This window comes from Pseudomonas sp. F3-2, from assembly GCF_038804275.1.
GTDB lineage: Bacteria > Pseudomonadota > Gammaproteobacteria > Pseudomonadales > Pseudomonadaceae > Aquipseudomonas.
Map to the genome: position 1 here is coordinate 4,444,309 of NZ_CP152388.1, position 21,037 is coordinate 4,465,345.

General features: G+C 59.6%; 12 protein-coding genes. 4 read left to right on the forward strand and 8 right to left on the reverse strand.

Translation table 11 applies throughout. The features are described from left to right. The first annotated feature begins 44 nt into the window (after positions 1 to 44). The gene (locus AAGQ88_RS19970) at positions 45 to 1,664 is read left to right on the forward strand and encodes a hypothetical protein (RefSeq protein ID WP_342653353.1); all 1,620 of its coding nucleotides are present in this window, start codon (positions 45 to 47) and stop codon (positions 1,662 to 1,664) included. 33 nt (positions 1,665 to 1,697) lie between these two features. Further along, positions 1,698 to 6,200, forward strand: a complete 4,503-nt coding sequence (locus tag AAGQ88_RS19975) for a hypothetical protein (RefSeq protein ID WP_342653354.1) — start codon at positions 1,698 to 1,700, stop codon at positions 6,198 to 6,200. Positions 6,201 to 6,260: 60 nt separating this feature from the next. Here AAGQ88_RS19975 and AAGQ88_RS19980 read toward each other — a convergent pair whose 3' ends face one another. The 4 genes from AAGQ88_RS19980 to AAGQ88_RS19995 all read right to left on the reverse strand — a co-directional run bounded on the left by AAGQ88_RS19980 (position 6,261) and on the right by AAGQ88_RS19995 (position 13,546). After that, complete coding sequence (locus tag AAGQ88_RS19980) at positions 6,261 to 8,696, reverse strand: autotransporter outer membrane beta-barrel domain-containing protein (RefSeq protein ID WP_342653355.1); 2,436 nt, start codon at positions 8,694 to 8,696, stop codon at positions 6,261 to 6,263. Positions 8,697 to 8,928: 232 nt separating this feature from the next. Beyond that, positions 8,929 to 11,010 carry a hypothetical protein gene (locus tag AAGQ88_RS19985; protein ID WP_342653356.1) on the reverse strand — a complete coding sequence of 694 codons (2,082 nt, stop codon included), beginning with the start codon at positions 11,008 to 11,010 and terminating at the stop codon, positions 8,929 to 8,931. 66 nt (positions 11,011 to 11,076) lie between these two features. Next, positions 11,077 to 12,402: a hypothetical protein gene (locus tag AAGQ88_RS19990; RefSeq protein ID WP_342653357.1), complete on the reverse strand. Its 1,326-nt coding sequence runs from the start codon at positions 12,400 to 12,402 to the stop codon at positions 11,077 to 11,079. Between the two features lie 181 nt (positions 12,403 to 12,583). Then, positions 12,584 to 13,546 carry a zinc-binding dehydrogenase gene (locus AAGQ88_RS19995; RefSeq protein ID WP_342653358.1) on the reverse strand — a complete coding sequence of 321 codons (963 nt, stop codon included), beginning with the start codon at positions 13,544 to 13,546 and terminating at the stop codon, positions 12,584 to 12,586. Between the two features lie 156 nt (positions 13,547 to 13,702). Here AAGQ88_RS19995 and AAGQ88_RS20000 point away from each other — a divergent pair, with 156 nt between their 5' ends. Next, on the forward strand, positions 13,703 to 15,784 hold the full coding sequence (locus tag AAGQ88_RS20000) for a carboxy terminal-processing peptidase (protein ID WP_342653359.1): 2,082 nt from the start codon (positions 13,703 to 13,705) through the stop codon (positions 15,782 to 15,784). 247 nt (positions 15,785 to 16,031) lie between these two features. Beyond that, entirely contained in the window at positions 16,032 to 17,825 is a 1,794-nt protein-coding gene (locus tag AAGQ88_RS20005) for a bifunctional diguanylate cyclase/phosphodiesterase (protein WP_285426708.1), read from the forward strand. A 240-nt stretch (positions 17,826 to 18,065) separates the two neighbouring features. Here the strand turns inward: AAGQ88_RS20005 and AAGQ88_RS20010 are convergent, their stop codons facing one another. The 4 genes from AAGQ88_RS20010 to AAGQ88_RS20025 form a co-directional block, all read right to left on the reverse strand. Next, entirely contained in the window at positions 18,066 to 18,443 is a 378-nt protein-coding gene (locus AAGQ88_RS20010) for a hypothetical protein (protein ID WP_285426707.1), read from the reverse strand. Next, on the reverse strand, positions 18,440 to 18,784 hold the full coding sequence (locus AAGQ88_RS20015; RefSeq protein ID WP_342653360.1) for a helix-turn-helix transcriptional regulator: 345 nt from the start codon (positions 18,782 to 18,784) through the stop codon (positions 18,440 to 18,442). The genes AAGQ88_RS20010 and AAGQ88_RS20015 overlap by 4 nt, the downstream gene beginning before the upstream one ends. Before the next feature lie 223 nt (positions 18,785 to 19,007). Next, entirely contained in the window at positions 19,008 to 19,457 is a 450-nt protein-coding gene (locus tag AAGQ88_RS20020; RefSeq protein WP_285426705.1) for a YkvA family protein, read from the reverse strand. A 413-nt stretch (positions 19,458 to 19,870) separates the two neighbouring features. Continuing rightward, a complete protein-coding gene (locus tag AAGQ88_RS20025; protein WP_285426704.1) occupies positions 19,871 to 20,656 on the reverse strand; it encodes an FKBP-type peptidyl-prolyl cis-trans isomerase in 786 nt (261 codons plus the stop codon). Positions 20,657 to 21,037 lie beyond the last annotated feature (381 nt).

Below are 21,037 nucleotides of genomic sequence, written 5' to 3' on the forward strand. Positions count from 1 at the left end.
GGACCCGGACGATTCGCGCAGCAACCCAAGGAGTTTTAACCGTCATGAAGACACTCACATTCAGCGTTGTGGCACTGCTGCTTTCGATGGCTCTCCAGGCAAAAGCCATCACCGGCCCGGAGACCGCTCAACTGCTCAATAACCGCTACCAGACCACCACCCAGACCTGCGCAGCCAACAAACCCGCCTGGTACTGCAGCGGCGTGTTGGTTAGAGCGCAGCTTCAGTCGCAAGCACCCAGGCAGTTGTTCTGGGAGCACGACAGCGCAGCCACGGCGCTAGGGGCCGAGGGCCTGATTTACCTGCGTCGCGATCTGAGCATCCGGGATACCCCCACCGCCAATGGCGCCGTATTCACTGATCTTTTCACCGCAGTGGGCGACGGCAAGTCGCTGGAGGTGCTTTGTGCCTACCCTTTCGCCGCGCAGCTAAGCAGTCATGCCGACTTCGGCTGCGCCCTGCCCGCCGGCGCTCGGCAATCCTCGACCAAGACCGGTTCCTGTGCCGGGCTGGGAGTCATCGACACTCAGTCTTGGCTGGCTCACTTTCAACAGACCGGCAATCAGGTGGAGGAGCAGTGTTCACTGGACGCGCTTGACCCGATCCAGTTCGCTATCAGCCTTACCGCACATGAAGGCCTGGGCAGCGAATGGTCGTCCAGCGCCAATCAGGTCCAGGTTAAAAACTGGGACGCCTCGAGTCCATCGAACGTGCCGGTGCAAGCGTTGTTCTACGACACGAGCCAGACAGGAGCACTGGCGGCAGCTCAAGCAGACCAACGTGATTTTTTCACTGCTACCGGACAATGGCTGCCGGTGGTGCGCATGGATCTGAGCGACGCATCCGGCAAGGTTTTCGGGTTCAATCTGCAGGACCAGCTTTACGTGGGTTACCAGGTCGCCGCAAGGCTCAACGCCCGATACGCCGACACGCGTGCCGAATGTCCGGGTGGACAGCCAGCGTATTACTGCAATGGGGTGTTGTTCCGCTCTAACGAGGCGACGAGCAGTTTCCATGCCTGGGATCCCAGCCCGGGCTCGACTCAAAATAACGGCGTTTCTTTTTCCTATGCTCGTCAAGACATCACCATCAACCAGCTCGTGTTCAGCCGCCCGTTTGGCTTTATTTTCAAGGAATCGGCTGCCCCAGTTGTCCATTCGGTCACCGTCCGATGCGCCTACCCGTATGACGCGGCCACAAGCGGCAGCCCCGACCCCTGCACGTTTCGCGACGCATGCGAAGCACTGGGCATCAACAGCGTAGCTGCATGGATGGCGCGATACGCGGCTACCCCCGGCAGGGGGTGTGCTTTTGAAGGATCCCGTGCAGCGCAATTTCAGTTGAGCGTGGAGGTACGGCATGAATTTCCCAATCGCATAGACTGGAACGAAATCATGCTTGCGGCCTGGCCGCAGGGCATTCCTGACCAACTGCCGCTCGAAGCGCTGTTCTACCTGTCAGGCAGCGGCGCGTTGCCCCACGCGCAATTCATCCAGAACGACTATTTCCAGCAAACCCAACGATTCCTGCCCATCGTCAAGATGAATCTGGCAGCACTCGATGGCGCGACTTTTACCTATTACCCCGCAGAGCAACTGGCACCCGGCGCGCATTCAATACGTCGAGGCCAACGCTACGAGAGCTCCGGCTCCGCTGACCATTAACGCCTCCGTGCCCGCTCAATAAGGATGCTCATCATGAAACGCTATTCACGCACCCTTTTCCCCCCACTGGGCCTCGACCACTCAACACCCACGCTGTCCCCGGTGTTGATCAGCGGCCTGGTCACACCCGTCAAATACGGTCAAGGCGGGGTCAACATCAGCATCGTCCAGGGCAACCCAAGCGGTGTGCTCGCCGCCGTGGACCCCTGGCGGCCCATGCAGGTGGGCGACCGTATCGACATCTATTGGGACGGCGTGCAGGTGGGCGGGCGCGACGTTATTGAAGCCGACATCAACGAACCCATGTATTTTTATCTGCGAACTGATCCGATCAAGCCCGACTGGGCTGAAAAAGTGTTCTACAGCCTGATCCGTGCCGGGTCGACCGTGGCGGAGGAATCCGAGCCGTTGCGCCTGCGGGTCAAACTCAACCGGCCGGCCGGCAAGGACAAAGATCCACATGACGAAGGGCACTCGGAACTCGCCGCGCCGCAACTGCCGCAGGACGTTATTGATAACGGCGTTGATGCTCAGTGGGCCAAGGATGGCGTCCCAGTGACCATTGCTGCGTACCCGGACCGGGCCGCTCGCGACACGGTCGACTTGCGGTGGGGCGTGGTGCGGATCCTCGCGGAAATCACCGAAGAGCAGGCTGCGGGCAATGACCCCATTGTCATTACCGTTGACCAGGACGCGATACTCGCGGCAGGCGACTCCACGAATCTGCGTGTGTACTACCAGGTATACGACGAGGTCATGAATTACTCCGAGGAATGGTCTAAGCAGACCTTCGTGCCGGTAGATGCCGGCGGCTGGAAGCTGGAAGCTCCCATCATTATGGAAGCCAATGATGATGGCGAGATCGATTTGGGCGATCTGGGCAGCGCGACCGTCACGGTGAAGATCCGTGTCACCGCAGACTCGTTCGAGCACGACGATACCGTGACCATGACATGGCTCGGCACCACGGCGGCAGGCGCCACGCTGAAGTACGACGAATCGGTCACCATCGATAACATTCCCGCAATCTATAACACCAGCGTGCCGAATGCACTCGTGCGCGAGCTTGTCAACGGGACTGCTCAGGCGTCCTATGTCCTGACTAAAGCCAACGGTGACCCGCCGCAGTCATCAAAACGGGCAAACGTGAAAATTATCGGAGTGGCGCCGCTGAAGATACCGCGGATTCTGGAACTGATTGGCGACGTGCTCGACCCGCATGCAGAACGCGCTCATGTAGAGATCCCGGTTTACGACGGCATGGCCAACGGTGATGTGATCATTCTGTTCTGGGAGGGCACCCGCGCTGATGGCACGCCCTATTGCTATGGACCCCGACACACCGTGTCCGGCAACGAGGTGGGCAACATCGTTTATATCCCTGTGACGAGTGAGCACATTGCCTTGCTCGAAAACGGCACAGTCGACGTCAGTTATCTGGTCTTAAACGATGCTTGGCGGGTGTCTGGTGTGCGGGAGTCGGAGCACCTGTACGTCAAGGTCGGCCAATACGTGAGTAACTTACCTGCGCCGATTATCGTTGAAGCACCGGACGGGGAGCTTGACCCCGAAGTGAACCCCGGGAATGTCACGCTACGGGTCAAGGCCGACACGGCCATCGACGATACGCTGACCTGGTATTGGCTCGGTCAGCCGGGCGCGGGCAGCGGCAGCGACTGGATCACCATCACCGGGATGAATGCAGGCGAACAGGTCGACTTCACCATTCTTCGATCACTGATCGAGCCCAACATCAATGACGAAGTGAGGGTGCTGTACACACTCAAGCGCGCCGCCACAGGCCTGTTCGAGTACTCGGCAACGCTGAACCTGGTGATCGGCAAGCTTATCGGCGAACTCCCCGCGCCTGTCGTCCTCGAAGCGGGCAAGGACAAGCCCCTCGACCCGATGGACGCTCTGAACGGCGTCACGGTTCAAGTCAGTTACGCCAGCATGGAGAAACAAGACGACATCACGCAAATCTGGCTGGGCAGTCCGGGAGTTGGCTCTCCGGCCGATCAGGAAGCGAGTGGGAGTGACAGCGGGCTGGTCAACTTCTCGGTTCCTGCGCAGGTGGTCGGGGCGAATATTGGCCGCGAGGTCAGCGTGTCCTATCGCGTCAAACGCTACACCGCGGAGAAGCCGTCCGAGCTATTGCGATTGCCCATACTGCCCTTTGGCAACCCAGACAAGGACCTCCCGCAACCGGTCATTACGCAGGCGAACAACCAGACGTTGACGCTAAACCTGGCGACGTTCGCCGGCAACGCCACCACCACCGTCGCCAAATGGCCCTTCAGTGCTGCGGGCCAGCGAGTCTGGTTGCGGCTTGAAGGTGAGAGCAGCAACGGCGGTCTCTACGCAATCACGCTACTGGATGGAGCCGTACTCACCAGCGCTCAAGCCTCTGACGGCCTGTCCGTCACCCTGCCGCGCACTGAACTGGAAAAGCTTGGCCAGGACACCGACCTGACAGTGATTTGCAACGTTGCCTTTGACGGTATCGCCAGTGAAAGCGGCGCAGTGCCTTTTCCACGGGTGGTGTACACCTTCAAACTGCACCATGACTGGGTCAGTCCGCAGATCATCAGCGTCAAGGACAGCAAGGGCGAGGTCAACGAAGGCGCAATCACGTTTGATACCTCGGTCGCCCTCACCGGCACGTCGACCCTTGAGGCTGAGCTCGAGATTCTCGACGACAAGACGCCTCTGACCAGCACCCGTGCAAATGGCAGCGGCGCGTGGAACATCGATCTGTCGGGGTTAAAGGTCAAGAACTACAGCCTTACGGCCCACGCGCTGGATGGCAGCGGCCTGATTTCGCAGCCCCGTCGGTTTGAAGTGGTCGCCAACCTGACGCCGACGATCACTCAGGCGGTCGGCTCCAACGGGCCGATCAGCAACGGCGGCAGCACGGTCGAAACCAGTATCACGTTGTCTGGCCAAGGCAGCCCCGATCAGCAGATCGAACTGTTTGAAGGCAAAGACTCCAAAGGCACGGCGCGTACAAACGGTGCAGGTGCCTGGTCGAGGACGCTGTCAGATTTGACGGTCGCCTCGCATGCATTCAAAGCCAAGGCATTATATGGGTCGCAGCCTGAATCGACGGAGTGGACGATTATTGTGACGCAGGCGGTCACGCCGACAATCAACAGCGTCAAAGACTCCAATACCGTTGAAATCCCGCCCGACGGCTTTACCGTGGACACCACGGTGGTGCTGAAGGGCAGTGCCAGCGCGAACCTGGAGGTGGAAATTTTCGACGGCGAAGATTCCAAAGGTAAAGCCAGGGCTGATGCGGGCGGACAATGGACGCTGGAGCTGAAGGGGTTGAGCGTGGCAGTGCATGCCATGATGGCCAAGGCCGACTACGCAAGCCATCCGGAATCACCGAAGCGCAAGTTCACCATCACCGCCGTCGTCACCCCGACCATCACCAATGTCGAGGATCCACAGGGCAACCCCGTGACCAATGGCGGCTCGACCTACGCCAATACGGTCACCGCCTCGGGCAAGGCCTCGATCGGTCAATCCGTAGAGTTGTTCGACGGCGGCGCGTCCAAAGGCACTGCCAGCGTGAACAGCAGTGGCGACTGGTCGCGGTCGGTGAGTGGCCTGTCGGTCGGCGCGCATAGTCTGACCGCCAGAGCGCTTTATGCGGATAATCCGGTGTCTTCAGCGTGGGCATTAAACGTTCAAGCTGCCACGGCGCCCACGCTCAGCGTACGCGACTCCCGAGGGGAGGTTGGTCAGGGAAGTAACATAACCGACACGACGGTAACGGTGTCGGGCACGGCTGTGGCCAACGAGCAGGTAGAGGTCTTCGACAATAACGTGTCCAAAGGCACGGAAACAGCGGGCGGTAACGGCGCGTGGAGTCGCTCCGTGGGAGTGCCCATCGGTTCCCACAGCATCAAGGCTGTCGGGAAATATGGCGACAATCCTTCATCGCCGACTCGCAGCTTCAACGTGGTATCGCCGATACCGGATTTCGTGCTGGATACATCGCCCGTGTCGCTGAATGGCAGGCTATACAGATCCAATACAGATCTGTCAGTGGATCCACAAACATGGCCAGCCAGTACGACAGCTGTGAGAGTACCGCGCAGCGGCGCTGCGCCATACTCGTACAGCTCAAGCAATCCGGCGATTGCCAAGGTAGGCAGCGATGGAAAGGTCTACTCAGTCAATAACGGCAGCGCAGCCATTACCGTGCGCGACAGCGCTGGACAATCGGGCAGTTACACGGTCGATGTGTCTGGCGTGGTGATTGTTTACACCTTAAGCAACTCCACCTACTCGCAGGCGAGAAAAGATGCCGCAGCAGTCGGTAAACGACTGCCGAACCTGAGTGAGCTGCAGGCGATCTATAACCAATTCGGCTATTTACGGTTTCCGCAGTATCCGGATAGGCTCTTCTCATGGTCGACGGATTCGGTAGGATTGAATCGAAACGTGATAAAAAATCTGAGGACCGGGGAAGAGGCCTCGGGTCCGATTGGGTTCGGCCATTACGCTAACTGTAACGCCATCTGAGAAGAAGGAATCGGCGTACCGCGAAAAACAGCGGTACGTCGATGGGGCGCTGCTGGAGAATCACCAGCTATACCGCAACCCCACATTCGCTCCGAACGGCTGTTCAATGTGCTCGCCATTGGAATAGTCGAAGTCAGCATGTAACTGCAGGCTGTCCGAGAAAGCCACCGCAACACCGGCACCCAACTCACCGCGCGAGCCGGACAAGTCGTTGTTGAACACGTTGTTGTTGACCTGAACTTCGTTGTTCTTCGCGAACTCGTGCACCCCCGCCACCCGTACATACGGCTGCACGACACTGCCGCCCTCCATCGCAAAGTTGCGTCCTGCGGTCACGCCCACTTTGCCCAGCAGCGAGCGGGTACGGTCCCCTTGCGCTTGCATGCCGTTGTCCAGGCCATAATCTTTGCCCTGAATCACCACGGCAGCCCATTGAGTGAAGGGCTCGACGAAGTAACCGTCGTCCAGTTTGACGTGGCGTCCGAACTCCACCGAACCGCCCAGGCCGTCGTTGTCATAATCGCCCTTGGCACGTGTGCCGTCGCTCATGCTGACTTTCGAGTCGTTGCGAAAGCGGTTGAGCTTGAGCACGCCGTCGAAATAGTAGCCGCTGGCCTGATCCAGCCAGGTGGTATAGGCACCCACGTAATAGCTTTTCACGGTGCCTGAGGTGCCACGGCTGATGTCCAGATCAGAAGTGCTGTGGCCGGCGAGCACACCGATCAGCCATTGACCGTCACCCATCGGCAGCGGCGCATCGGCACCCAGCGACAGGCCATGCTGCGTCTGCTGATAACCCACACCGGATGCTTCATCGACGTTGTATTTGTTGCCATAAGAGCGCACCCAGCCACCGGCTTTTCCACCATTGAATCGCAATTCGCCCATCCGGCTGCGCAGGGAGGTCAGCTCGCCGTACCAGACCGTCGGTGCGGTGTTGAACAGCGCCAGCACCGAGCGCGTGCCAGGACTGATCGTCGCTGTCCTCGGATCGAGATACCAGTCGGTCCCGCCCGCGCCGTTGCTCGTCGACGCCAGTTGGTAGGAATAAGTCCCCACGTCCACCGCGCGATCGCCCGCCAGGGCAAAGGTCGCATTGCCGCCCCCGGTCTGCACGACGGTCAAGGGCTGCGGTGAAGCCGGGTCGACGCCGGATCCTGCGATCTGCAAGGTATGGCTGCCCGTCGCAGAACCACTCACCACAAGGGTGTCATGCTGGTTGGTGGCGTAGTCGACATCCATGACAAAGGTGCCAGTACCCGACAGCGTGCCGACGTTCAGTTGATAGAACTCGTTGGCGCCACCGAACTTCACCGTGCCGGTGTCCATCACCAACGTGTTAATGCTGTTCGACGCGGTCATGTTCCAGATCGAAGGATCGCCCACGGTCAATTGATCGACATCGATCAGATTGCCGGTGAAGACCGAATCATTCTCCAGCGAGACGACACCGGTGCCGTCGCTGGTGATATCGCCCGTCATCCTGCTGGCGCTGAGGCTGATGTCATGCACGCCCGACACATTGCCGATCAGCGTCGAGCCGTTATTCATCGTCAAACTGCCGGTACTGCTGCCATCGGCAGTAATATTGCCGGCCAGGCTGCCCTGATCGAAAGTCAGGTCAGCGGTGCTGTCATTGGAAATATCGATATTGCCTTGCAAGTCACTGGCTTGCACCGTCACGGTGGCGGTGGCGTTGTCGGTCACCTCCAGCGCGTTGCCATTGCCGCCGGTGAGCGTGGTGCCGTTGAGCAGGTTGAGATTCGCCGTAACGGCCGCGTTCTGGCCTGATATCTGGATGGCGGCGCCGCTCGCGCCTTCGACATGAGTGCCCACGAGATCGACCGTTCCCGTGGCGCCGGGACTGCCCCGGTAGCTGATGCCGTTGAGCCCGCCGGTCACCGTGCTGTTGCGCAGGGTCATGTTCGAATTCAATGCCTGAATCCCATAACTGTTGGCCCCGGTGCCCTGAATGACCGTACCGGTTGCATCCACGCTGCTGTTAACGGACAACCTCATCCCGCCGGTGACACCCGTGACGCTCCCCCCATTGATGAGGAAGGTAGCCCCAGGGCCGCCTATCGTTTGGACGCCGTAAATGCCGAGGCCTTCGCCGCTCACCGAGGAGTTGGTCAACGTCACCAGCGCGGCGTCCGCTGTGAAAGCCGCGACGGTGCCGGTTGTGGTGATCGTCGCGCCGATGATGTTTGCCACCGAGCCCGCATTCAGGGTGATCCGCCCCGCAGAGCTCCCGGCATTGAGATTGAGCGTGCCGGCACCACTGCCTCCCAGCGAAAGAATCTGGCCACCCGCATTGACGGTCAGGGTTGCCCCTGTTGCCATGTTCCAGCTCTCTGGGGTATCGCCCGAATTGACGGTGACGGACTCGCCTGGCAGCAGGACACGACCCTGGGCAGCGGCGCTGATGCAAAGCGCGAGCGAGATGAAAGTTGAGGGTTTGAAATAGCGGGAATACAAAAGATGGGATGAGTTCATGTCAGCTCCATGGAATAAACGCCATTCCCGCGGAACTGCTTAGAAGCGCCGTAGGATGAGGGCGCGAAGACTACCTTCTTCAAATCTGCAACTATGTAGGATTTTTCCTAACGTTTTGAGCGTAGCATCCTACGATAATTAATTATTACCTCTCGTCTTTAAATCCGAACGCGAAAAAAAGGCAAGACCGCAAATATACAGTCTTGCCCAGGCCTGATAGCGCCTTGCTACCTCAAATTTTGCCCAATACAGGACGGGCCGAGCGGACGAAGGTCGGCGGGCATTTACCTCCCGCCGAGCGGATAGAGTTCGGCGGGCACGTCCCTCCCGCATTCACCGACGAACAGCGAATCAACAACGACCCCTCCATCGGGGGAACAGTATCCGAGGTGTACGTCAGCTTCACCGAACCGTTTCGGCCCGCAGGAAGCACATGCGTGTCGAACGGCTCGAATAGCTCAACGAACCCCTCGGTCGCCTCTTCCGCTGTGATCGTCTTGTCACGCTCGATAGGGACTCCTGCCGGCACGGTACCCTCTCTGTCGGTATAGGGCTGCCAACTGAATGTCAGCGTCTCCCCGCCCTTGAGCAGTGGAGCGTTGCCCGGCACGTTGACCGTCACGTGCTGGTCGGCGCCAATGAAGGAGTCGCAGTTGAGGATAAGCCCACCGCCGGGCAACGTGACCGCATCCGGAAACTCTGGCGCGGCCAGAATGATCGGCAGCGCCGCCGACACGTCCACCAGCGTGGGAACGCACGACTCGACATTGCCGCTGTCATCGACAAGACCCAGGGTGTAGAACACCGCCACTTCGGTACTGCTGGGCAGGTCCTTGATGTCGTCCCACTGCACCTTCAATGTATATGGACTGCCTGGCGTGCCCGCCACAGGGCTGAAAGTCCCGACGGGATGATCCAGCGAGTGCCAATAGAGAATGATTCGCTCTCCGGTTCCGATGGGGTCGTACAGGTCAAACGTCACGTCGACTGGAAGGTCTGCATCGTCGGCGGTCAGCACGTTATCCACTGGGTTCTGCCCGGTACCGCGTACCGTGACCCGTGGCAGGAGTGGGTTGACCGGTTTGGGTCGATCAGGGTTGACCGGGCCTGGCACGAAAAAGTCGACGGCGATGTTCGTGTCCGCCGAGTCGAACGTCCGGATGCCGCGCCTGACGTAATACTTGATCTGCGTGTCAACCTCGCCAGGCCCTGCACCATAGGCGGGCGCCAGTATGGTGGTGTAGGGGACGTTGAGGACGATGGGGTCCTGCGCGCTGGTCATCTTATGGACCACCGGAATTGGGGACGTGCCCCACGTCAGGATGAGCTCATCCCCTTCCAGCCAATTCTCATAAAGGGGAATCTCGACGAGGTTGTCCCCCAGCAGCACGTCATCCAGATTCAAAACCCCGTCGTCGTCAATGCGCGGCACCAACGGCGCTTCCAGCGGCGCGACAGGCAGCGGCTTGATGTAAAGCCCCGTCTCCGCACTGTCCGAGGTATTGCCACGGTTACCAGGCTTGTCAACCAACCGGCAGTACAGAAAAATCGTCCCGTCCTTCAGGTTATTGAAGGCTTCTGGAGGCACTTGCATCTTCACGGTGCCATCTGGCTCGCTGGGACCCAGCTCGCCGGTGAACACGGGGTCCGTCGGCGTCGTGTCCTCGTTATGCACATACAGTTCCAGAGAGTCACCCGGCTGTTTGTCGGTATAGGACGCAACAATGATTTCCACCCCGTTATGGGCGGCCAGGTATTCGGCGGTGATACCGTCCGAATCGATCGAGACATCGGAAAAAGTGAGTTTATCGGGTGACTGATTGTCATTAGGCGGGGTCTTGTCTATGAAAAAGGTCGAGACCTCAGAGCACGTCGTCGTCGCATTAAAAATCAAGGTTACCGAATACCTCAGCTCGAACTGCCCTTCCTCAGCAAAGTTGGATTTCGCCAGCTCCAATTCAATCGGAAAGTCTCCCGGGTGGCCGTCGCCCGGAACCGCAATGGGGTCTTGCGCGTTCTGCCAGTCACCGGAGCCCGCAGGCCTCCATTGAAACTGCAAGGTGTCTTCTTCACCCGGATTGGCATACTCAGGCCATAGGTCAATCTTGATCTTCATGTCCTTTTCCTGGTCCGCCCTGGGAACCAGCCCGGCGAACTGCACATCGCCATTCCACCAGTCCGGTGGCTGCGGCGCTGTCAACGTCACGATACAGTCTTCCGCTGCCTGCAATGTCAGGCGTTTTTTCTCCCGGCTGATAGCGCCTGCCAATGCGTACCTGAGAAGGTCGAACTTTTTCGATGATTTGCTGCTCATGCCATTTCTCCTTGAGTTGACGCTCGCCGCTCGAGCCCGGCGAGTCCTGATTCCCTGCTTGTGGATCTATCTACTGCCACGCCCCCACGCTCGAAACAGGCGCGCGAGAAAACTACAGCTCCTACGACAAAATTCGCATCCGCTCCCAGGAGACGTAACGCGTGGTGGCAGTGGCGCAACGGGCCCGCAGATCTCACCGCCCGGCAATTGCCGATTGATCTTCACCAGTCCCTCGTAGGAACCGCCCGACTGGCCGCCCACTTTCGTCAGGCGATAACTCGCCACGGCGGAGCCCTCGATGATGGGTTCGATGTACGGGATGAAAGGCTCCACGAGGATGTCCAGATAATCGTCTATGACGTTCTGCGCACTGATCTCGCGGGAAAAAGTCCCCTCGGTTCCGGCAATGGGGTCATTGCCATTTAACGTGCGATAGCCCTGCCAGTGCAGCGTGATCTTGTCCTGGTACTCAAACAGATTACGCACGAACTCGATCCTTACCCGGATGCCGTTCCAGGGCTCGTGCGCGCAATGGATGTAACCGTAGAGCGTGGCATCCGGGAACCGAGGCTCAGGCAGATCGCCCCCCGGCAAAGGCTTGAGCGTTACCGTTGCGGCGGTCTCGCGGGAAAAAGTCTGGGTTTCGTTACCGGCACGGTCGCGCACCTTGTAGGTCGCGTAGAAATCTCCGTCCCGGTCAGGTGCACGGATGACGCTGCCAGGTAGCACGATACGAATGTCGCCGGCACCTATTTCAGCCTGCGTCACTGTCTTGCTGGCCACAACATCAGAGGTGGGCGGGTTGTCCTGCGACCAGTAGAGATCGACGGTGTCACCGGCTTCAGCATCCAGGTACACAGGACTGGGCAGCCTCAGTTCGACCTCATCGTTGTGATTGGTCAGATACGCTTCATCGATGACGCCACCGGGCAGATCGGCAGGCAGCAACAGCGCAAGCAACTGCTGATCGTAACTGGGAGGACGGGTGTCGATCGTGACGGTGCGGCGCTCGGAAGACACGCTGGCATTATTACTACCGGTAACCACATACCAGACCTCATACACACCGTCAGGCTGCAGGAGATTCTTGTCCACCGCCATGGCGAATGGAAACAGCGCCGTATCCACCGGCCCATCGAATCGTTGGGTCGCCACGGGATCGCCGGAGGCAGCACCGCTCCAGAACAGCGTCACGGTGTCCCACTCATCCTGCCCCGCGTAACTGGGCCAAAGCGGGATCAGAACAACAAGGTCATCGAGTTGCGTTCCAGTGAGCACCAGGCCCTGCGGATCATTGGGATCGATGATCGCCGGAACCTGCGGCACCATCAGACTGAAATGTGCGGTGTCACCGTTTCGCCACGAGGACGTAGCTGTCCGATCCTTGGTCATGTGGTTCCCATCCCTGTCCGTGGAAACGCTGTCGGCCGGCACAGCGGCTTCGACAGCGCAACAGGTCTTCATTGAGAACCATTACAGCAGGCTTGGCTACTGTCAGAAATGACAGTTCCGGTCACCGCCGGTCGGATCCGGCGGCGTGTCAATCAGCCCTGTGTCCAGTGGGTGATGGTGATCACACCAGCGCCTCGTCGATCACTAGCACCACCTTGCCCGAGACCTGATTGGTGGCCAGCTCGGCGTAGGCTTCTTCGGCCTCGCTGATCGGGAAACTGCGAGCCAGTTGCGGCTTGAGCCGGCCCTCGGTGAACAGCGGCCAGACGTGCTGGCCCAGATCGGCGAGCAGGTCGGCCTTGAACTGATCGTCGCGGCTGCGCAGGGTCGAGCCGAGAATCTGGATGCGTTTGCCCAGCACTTGGGCGAAATCCAGTTCTGCCTTGCGGCCCCCCATCAGACCGATCAGCACCAGACGCCCGTCGGTGCCCAGCACCCTGAGATTCAGCGCGGCATAGTTGGCGCCGACCGGGTCGAGGACGACGTTGAACGGCGCGAAGTCGCTCAGGCCATCCAGGCTCTCGGTACGAACCACGCCACCCTGCGCGCCGAGGTCTTCGCAATATTTCAGACGGTCCGCCGAACCGACACTCACCCAGCAAGGGTTGCCGAACGCCTTGCACAGCTGAATGGCAGCTGAACCAACTCCACTTGCTCCGGCATGCAACAACACTTTTTCGCCGGGCTTCAGACCCGCCAGCTGGAACAGGTTCAGCCAGGCCGTCGCATAAACTTCCGGAATGCCCGCCGCTTCGTGCAGCGACACACCCTCTGGTACCGGTAAAACATGCCGTGCGTCGACGACCACTTCTTCAGCCATCGCCCCGCCCGCAACCAGCGCACAAACGCGGTCTCCGACCGACCAGGAGGTACCGGAACCCACTTCGGCAATGACGCCGGAGCACTCCATGCCAAGGATTTCCGTGACGCCGGGCGGTGGCGGATACAGCCCCGCACGCTGCAACAAATCGGCTCGGTTGAGCCCCGCCGCCGCGACCCTGATGCGAACTTGCCCTACATCGAGCGTCGGTGATGGCTGTTCAACCCATTCCACATGACCTTCAACGCCTTGCAATGCTTTCACGGTGCCTCCATAGTGAGTCTGGACTGAGTCCGATGTGCCTCCTGGCACTCGGGCTTTCTTGCATTATGCGACCGGGTTCCCCTCTGTCCGGGGCGGAACCGGCGACCTCAAAGACGGCCTACTATGCGTTATCAATTGTCCCCGCGTCGAATCAGCATGAAGCAATTTTTGCCCAGCACTACCCTTGCATTACTCCTCGGTCTGACCGCACTGCCCATGTCGGCCAGCACTTTCGCAGCCAACAGCTGGGATAATCTTCAACCTGATCGCGATGAAGTCATCGCCAGCCTGAATGTCGTGGAGCTGCTCAAGCGCCACCACTACAGCAAGCCGCCGCTGGACGACAAGCGTTCGGAAATCATCTATCAGAGCTATCTCAAACTCCTCGATCCTGCGCGCAGCTACTTTCTAGCCAGCGACATCGCCGAGTTCGACAAATGGCGCTTCCAGTTCGACGACTTTCTCAAGAGCGGCGATCTGAATCCGGGATTCACTATCTACAAGCGCTACCTGGACCGAATCAAATCGCGTCTGGACTTCGCGCTGGCTCAGCTGGACAAAGGCGTCGACAAGATCGATCTGAACACCAGGGAAACCTTGCTGGTGGATCGCAAGGACGCGCCTTGGCCCAAGAACGAAGCCGAACTCGACGACCTGTGGCGCAAGCGCGTCAAGGACGAGGTGTTGCGCCTGAAGATCGCCGGTAAAGACCCGGCCAAGATTCAGGAAACCCTGACCAAGCGCTACAAGAACCAGCTCGCGCGTCTGGGTCAGACACGCAGCGAGGACATCTTCCAGGCGTACCTCAACACCTTCGCGATGTCCTACGATCCGCACACCAACTACCTGTCACCTGACAGTGCGGAAAACTTCGACATCAACATGAGTCTGTCGCTGGAAGGCATCGGTGCGGTCCTGCAGAGCGACAACGACAACGTCAAGATCGTGCGCCTGGTGCCGGCCGGCCCTGCCGCCAAGACCAAGCAAGTGGCGACCGCCGACAAGATCATCGGCGTAGCCCAGGGCGACAAAGAAATGGTCGACGTGATCGGCTGGCGCCTGGACGAAGTGGTCAAGCTGATCCGTGGTCCGAAGGGCTCGGTGGTGCGCCTGGAAATCATCCCGGCCAGCAACGCGCCGAACGATCAGACCACCAAGATCGTGTCGATCACCCGCGAGGCGGTGAAGCTTGAAGAACAGGCCGCCAAGAAGTCCGTGCTGCACCTGAATCAGGACGGCAAGGACTACAAACTGGGCGTGATCGAAATCCCCGCTTTCTACCTCGACTTCAAGGCCTATCGTGCCGGCGATCCCGAGTACAAGAGCACCACGCGCGACGTGAAGAAGCTGCTGACTGAATTGCAGTCCGAGAAAGTCGACGGCGTGGTCATCGACCTGCGCAATAACGGTGGCGGCTCGTTGCAGGAAGCGACCGAACTGACCAGCCTGTTCATCGACAAAGGCCCGACGGTGCTCGTACGCAACGCCGACGGCAAGGTCGACGTGCTGGAAGACGAAAACAGCGGCGCGTTCTACAAAGGGCCGATGGCGCTGTTGGTCAATCGCCTGTCCGCCTCGGCTTCGGAGATTTTCGCCGGCGCCATGCAGGACTATCACCGCGCATTGATCATCGGTGGCCAGACCTTCGGCAAAGGCACCGTGCAGACGATTCAGCCGCTGAACCACGGCGAGCTGAAACTGACGCTGGCCAAGTTCTACCGTGTCTCGGGTCAGAGCACCCAGCACCAGGGCGTGCTGCCTGACATCGCTTACCCGTCGATCATCGACACCAAGGAAATCGGCGAAAGCGCGCTGCCTGAGGCGATGACCTACGACACCATCAAGCCTGCGATCAAGCCGGCAGTGGACCCGTTCAAGCCGTTCCTGGCACAGCTGCAGTCGCGCCACGACGTGCGTTCGGCCAAAGACGCCGAATTCGTGTTCGTCGAGCAGAAGCTGGCGCTGGCCAAGCAATTGATGAGCGAGAAGACCGTCAGCCTGAACGAGGCCGAGCGTCGCAGCGAGCACGCCGATGTCGAGAACAAGCAGCTGGTGATGGAAAACACCCGTCGCAAGGCCAAGGGCGAAGAGCCGCTCAAGGAATTGAAGAAGGAAGACGAAGATGCGCTGCCGGTGGACGACGACAAGACCAAACCGGAAGACGACGCGTACCTCTCCGAAACCGGACGGATCCTCATCGACTACCTGGGCTTGAGCGGTTCTGTGGCAAAGAAGTGAATCGTCAGGGCTGACGCGCTCTTCGCAGGAGCGCGCTTGCCCGCGATGGCGGTGTGTCAGCCGATGCACGTGTGCCAGGCAGACAGCGATCGCGAGCAAGCTCACTCCTACGGGTCTGCGCAGCGCTGACTGGACATGAAAGACGATAGATGATGGCAAATCGTCATCAAATGGTCATGAATCTGTCGTGAAATAGCGGGGCTTGGCGCCACAGTGCCAAGCCCCTTTTTCTTGCCCCGAGATTGCCATGACTGTGACTGAACAGCTGAGCGCACTGAGTTCAATTTTGACTCACAGCGACTTGCACAGCCTGTTCCAACCGATTGTGTCGCTATCGGATCGCCGTATCCTGGGCTACGAAGCCCTGACCCGCGGCCCATCCAACAGCGCGCTGCACTCCCCTGTCAGCCTGTTCGCCGTGGCGCGACAGGCCGGCCGCCTGAGCGAACTGGAACTGGCCTGTCGTGAATCGGCATGTCGGCGCTTCAGCCAGCAGAAACTCGAGGGAAAGCTGTTCCTGAACATCTCGCCCGAGTCGCTGCTTGAAGCCTCGCACCCGCCCGGCCGGACGCTGCAGTTGCTGCAGCGCTACGGCATTCCGCCGAATCAGGTGGTGATCGAACTCACCGAACAGACGCCCACGGATGATTTCGGCCTGCTTTACAACGCGCTTCATCACTATCGCGACATGGGCTTTTCCATCGCGCTGGACGATCTAGGCGCCGGCTATTCCAGCCTTCGTCTGTGGTCGGAGCTGCGACCGGATTACGTGAAGATCGACCGGCACTTCATCGATGGCATTCATCAGGACGCGGTCAAGCGTGAGTTCGTCGGCTCCATGCTCCAGATCGCGAAGGCCTCAAGGGCGCTGGTGATCGCTGAAGGTATTGAGCTGCAGGAGGAGCTGTCGGTGTTGATCGACATGGGCGTCGAGCTGGTTCAGGGGTATCTGTTGTGTCGCCCGCAGGAGACGCCGCCCCGCGACGCGCGCGCCCTGCTGCCAAAGATCGATCCCGCGGCGGCAACGCTCACGGAAGAAGGCAGCGACCTCACTGCGCTGCTCAACGAACTGCCCGCAGTGATCCAGACCACCCCGACCGCCACGGTGCTGGAAGCTTTCCGCAAACAGGCCAATCTGAACTCGCTGGCCGTGCTGGACGAACAGCAACAACCAATCGGCATCGTGCATCGTCATTCGCTATCGGACGTGCTGTTGCAGCCATTCGCCACCGAGCTGTATGCGCGCAAACCCATCAGCCGGCTGATGAGCGATGACTTCCTCGCCGTGGAGCTGAGTCAGTCGCTGCAGCAGGTCAGTCGGCTGATCACCAGCCGCGCCCGACAGCGGATCGAAGAAGACTTCATCATCATGCACAACGGCGTCTATCTGGGATTGGGTCGGGTGATCGATGTGCTCAAGCTGATCACCGAACTCAAGATTCAGCAGGCGCGCTACGCCAATCCGCTGACCCTGCTGCCCGGTAACGTCCCGATCCAGCAGTGCCTGACCCGTCTGCTGCAACAAGGCCGCGAGTCGATGATCTGCTACGTGGACATCGACAGCTTCAAACCCTTCAACGACCTCTACGGTTATGGGCGCGGGGACGAAGTTCTGCTGTGCCTGGCGCAGTGCCTGAACGACCGTATCGACCCGAGCCGGGACTTCGTCGGGCACATTGGTGGCGATGATTTCCTGATGGTGCTGAGCTCGGAAGACTGGCGCAAACGGCTGAACCTGTTGCTCGAGGATTTCCAGAATCAGTGTCGGCGCTTCTATCGCGCCGAGCATCTGGAAGCGGGCTGTTTCATCGCCCTCAACCGTCAGGGCCAGCGCCAGGAATTTGCGCTGCTGTCGCTGTCGATCGGGGTCGTGCACCTGCACGCGCAGGTCTGCAGCACCCTCGACGCCAGCCAACTGGCGGAACTGGCTTCACAGGCCAAACACCACGCCAAGGACGTCATCGGCGCCAGCATCCACGTCATCGACACCCTTGAGGCCGACGTCATGGCAGCGTTGAACCAGGCGATTTCCGCAAGCTGATCGCAACCGCCCGAATGAGCGCCTGGTCACGATAAAGGCGAAATACGCGCCGACAGTATGGGAGAACCCGCAACACCCGACGCCTTCCCGGCTGAAGCCGGTCCTACGAAAAACTCGCGGCGTTTGTAGGACCGGCTTTAGCCGGGAAGAGGCTGGTTAATGCTGCGCAGATGCAGCGTCTAGAAATCAGCGTGCGTGAGCCCAGCTTACTTTCCACCCGAATGGCATATGGCGCGCTTTTTACGGCTCGGGTTTTGCCGGTTCCGGATAGCCGAATTCGAAAACGCGCACGACTTCAGCAGCGTGCCAAGAGGCGGCTGCGACGCCGTCGGAGGGGCCTGAAAAGCGGCCCAGGCGTTCGGCGCATTCGAAGAAACCGGTGCGTGGCAGGCGGCTGGCGCCCTGGCTGATCACCAGCGAGCTGCGCAGCGGTTGTTCGGCGCGGGCGTCCAGCGCCGCCAGATGTTCGAGCGCGGCCGTCAGCGTCTGCATCGCCGGGCTAGGCAATTGCAGCCGTTCCAACAGTGCCCGGTAGGTCACCAGATGCCGTTGCCGACGCGCCAGGTCGAGCTCGGCGATCAGCCCCTCCCAGTGCTGACGGCTGATGCGCACGCTCATGATTCACCCCGCCAACCCGACACCCCCAGCTCCCACGCCAGGCTTCGTCGGATCGCAGCGTCAGGCTCGCGGCTGCCGTTTTCAATCAACTCCAGGTAGGACGGGCTGATGCCCACTGCCCGGGCCAGCCGAGCCAGTTCCAGACCTTTGGCCTGGCGCAGCACACCCACCTGATCGAACGGAGGAAGGTCATCGGAAGCGGCCGGACCGCCAGGCTGAGCAGCCGACGGCGCCTGCGGTGCGTCGGATATCCCGGCGGCCTTCAACAGCGCCTGATACTGCGCCCACGGCAACACCGCGTACTCTGGCTCTCCCTCGCGAGAAATAACCTGAAGATCCATACCACCCCCTGTAGGACAAAAAGATGCTTCGCGTAGTCTTTTTCTTCGTATGAGGGGCATCTTAACAGCGCAAAGCCCCCGCTTGCGTACGCTCAGTCGACACAGTTTTCTCAGGAGCGACGTTTTTCAAGGGAATGACGGCCATCTGCCGCAATCAGGCGGGATTTCCAGCGAGGGCGGCGACACCGATGGCATCGCCCTCTCCTCGCGACTCAGAACAGCTTCAGTCCTTCTTTTCCTGCTCGAGCATTTTTGGCGTGGCAGGCAAGCGCTCCACCACCGCCAGTTTTTCCGGGGTCTGCCGGTCGCGCCAGGCACGAAACGCGCTAAGCTCCGCTTCCAGGTTTTTCATCACCCAGGCAAGCACGGCGATGTCATCAAGCATGCCGAGTCCCGGTATCCAGTCCGGAATGGCATCCAGCGGGCTGAGGAAATACATGAGCCCGGCGACCACCGACAGAATCGCCTTGCCGCTGATCGCCCGGTATTCCCCGCGCCAGTACGCCAGGCACAGTGCCTGGAGCAGCTTCAGATCCTCCTTGAGCTTGCCTAACCGATTCCCTTCGCTGGCAGCCTTGCCGGCGACCGCGAACAGCAATGCCGGCAACCGGCCTGCCGCCATGAGCCTTTTGGCCATTGGCAGGTAACGAATCAGATTCCAGGGTGCTTTCATGTTCACTCCAGCGATATCGATAAAAATCGACCAATCGGTCAACCGCTTCTGATGAAACGCCCTGCTTGTCGGGCACTCGCTGACAGGCACACAAGGTTATCCACACAAATTGTGGATAACCTTGTGAACAGAGCCCGGTTTCGGCGCTGAAACGCCCGTTTTATAGGGCTCTGGCTTAAATCGCGCGTTTTTTACTCACACACATAAACGCAAATAATCGTTGACTCAGGCGCTTCAGGGGGCTAGCCGCAGGCAAGATCAAGCGTGTTCGAAGCCCCGACAAATCCCCGCTTTCGCCTATTCGCTGACGGTATTGGGACTGCCCTCACCCGGTCAGGTTCGATCTTTTTCGGCAAAAACAAAAATGCCCCGTCTGGACGGGGCATTTGTTCAAGCGGCAATCGAGGTGTCGATTACTTCTTGGCTGCTGGCTTGGCAGGTTCATCTGCCGGTGCAGTCTCTTCTTCGTCCGCGCCTGCGGCAGGGTCATTGGCGCCTGCAGCAGCAGGGTCCTTGATGCCCAGCAGTTCGAGGTCGAATACCAGCACCGAGTTGGCTGGAATCATCGGGCTTGGGCTCTGCGCGCCGTAAGCCAGTTCGCTCGGGATGTAGAGCTTGATCTTCTCGCCGACGTGCATCAGCTGCAGACCTTCAACCCAACCTGGAATCACGCCGCTGACCGGCAGATCGATCGGGCTGCCGCGCTCGACCGAACTGTCGAACACCTTGCCGTCAGTCAGCTTGCCTTCGTAGTGAACGGTCACGACATCAGTCGGCTTGGGCACAGGGCCGTCGGCTTTCTTGATGATTTCGTACTGCAGGCCGGAAGCGGTGGTGGTGACTTCCTTGCGCTTGCCGTTTTCTTCGAGGAACTTCTTGCCGGCCGCGGCCGACTCTTCGCTCATCTTGGCCATGCGCTCTTCAGCGCGCTTCTGCAGTTCGCCGAAGGCCGCTACCAGCTCTTCGTCTTTGAGTTTCTGCTCTTTCTTGCCGACGGCGTCTTCGATACCCAGCGCTACGGCTTTGGAATCCAGATCGTCCATACCTTCCTGAGCCAGGCTTTTGCCCATGTTCAGGCCGATGCCATAAGAGGCTTTTTGTGCCGGGGTTTTCAGCTCAACGGTGCTGGCTTGCTTGTCGCAGCCCGCGAGTACCAGACCGACCAGGGCAATCGCCGCTGCCAACCGATGCTGTTTCATCCTGTTTCCTTGTTCATGCGCCAATAGGGCAAACGAGTAAAGCCGCGAGCTTATCAGGCCGCCGCGATCAATGGCTACCGGCATGAGAGGGGGAAAAGGCAGATAAGTTCAGGTAACCAAAGGTTTTCTTGTCCCATCGAGAAAGCTGTTCAGTTTTGGTTCAGGCGCCGCGCGCGAAAGCCGATTGCGCGGGTCACGAATCGGCGGCTGAGCGAAACGCAGGAGATGCCGTTCGCGTTCACTAATTCGCAATAAAGCACTTTTCGACGGGGCATTTATGCCCGCTTCATTCATGGACAAGACAGTACATTAGGGCTGCATGGTCCCGCAGAGCGACCGACAACAAAACCTCCAGCTCGCTTGATAAATCTGCCCACCATC

What these genes read in the sequence shown, in the direction of transcription:
- AAGQ88_RS19990 (WP_342653357.1), bottom strand. Translation starts at nt 12,402, where the DNA reads ATGACCAAGGATCGGACAGCTACGTCCTCGTGGCGAAACGGTGACACC.
- AAGQ88_RS20025 (WP_285426704.1), bottom strand. Translation starts at nt 20,656, where the DNA reads ATGAAACAGCATCGGTTGGCAGCGGCGATTGCCCTGGTCGGTCTGGTA.
- AAGQ88_RS19985 (WP_342653356.1), bottom strand. Translation starts at nt 11,010, where the DNA reads ATGAGCAGCAAATCATCGAAAAAGTTCGACCTTCTCAGGTACGCATTG.
- AAGQ88_RS20000 (WP_342653359.1), top strand. Translation starts at nt 13,703, where the DNA reads ATGAAGCAATTTTTGCCCAGCACTACCCTTGCATTACTCCTCGGTCTG.
- AAGQ88_RS20010 (WP_285426707.1), bottom strand. Translation starts at nt 18,443, where the DNA reads ATGAGCGTGCGCATCAGCCGTCAGCACTGGGAGGGGCTGATCGCCGAG.
- AAGQ88_RS19975 (WP_342653354.1), top strand. Translation starts at nt 1,698, where the DNA reads ATGAAACGCTATTCACGCACCCTTTTCCCCCCACTGGGCCTCGACCAC.
- AAGQ88_RS20015 (WP_342653360.1), bottom strand. Translation starts at nt 18,784, where the DNA reads ATGGATCTTCAGGTTATTTCTCGCGAGGGAGAGCCAGAGTACGCGGTG.
- AAGQ88_RS19970 (WP_342653353.1), top strand. Translation starts at nt 45, where the DNA reads ATGAAGACACTCACATTCAGCGTTGTGGCACTGCTGCTTTCGATGGCT.
- AAGQ88_RS20020 (WP_285426705.1), bottom strand. Translation starts at nt 19,457, where the DNA reads ATGAAAGCACCCTGGAATCTGATTCGTTACCTGCCAATGGCCAAAAGG.
- AAGQ88_RS20005 (WP_285426708.1), top strand. Translation starts at nt 16,032, where the DNA reads ATGACTGTGACTGAACAGCTGAGCGCACTGAGTTCAATTTTGACTCAC.
- AAGQ88_RS19980 (WP_342653355.1), bottom strand. Translation starts at nt 8,696, where the DNA reads ATGAACTCATCCCATCTTTTGTATTCCCGCTATTTCAAACCCTCAACT.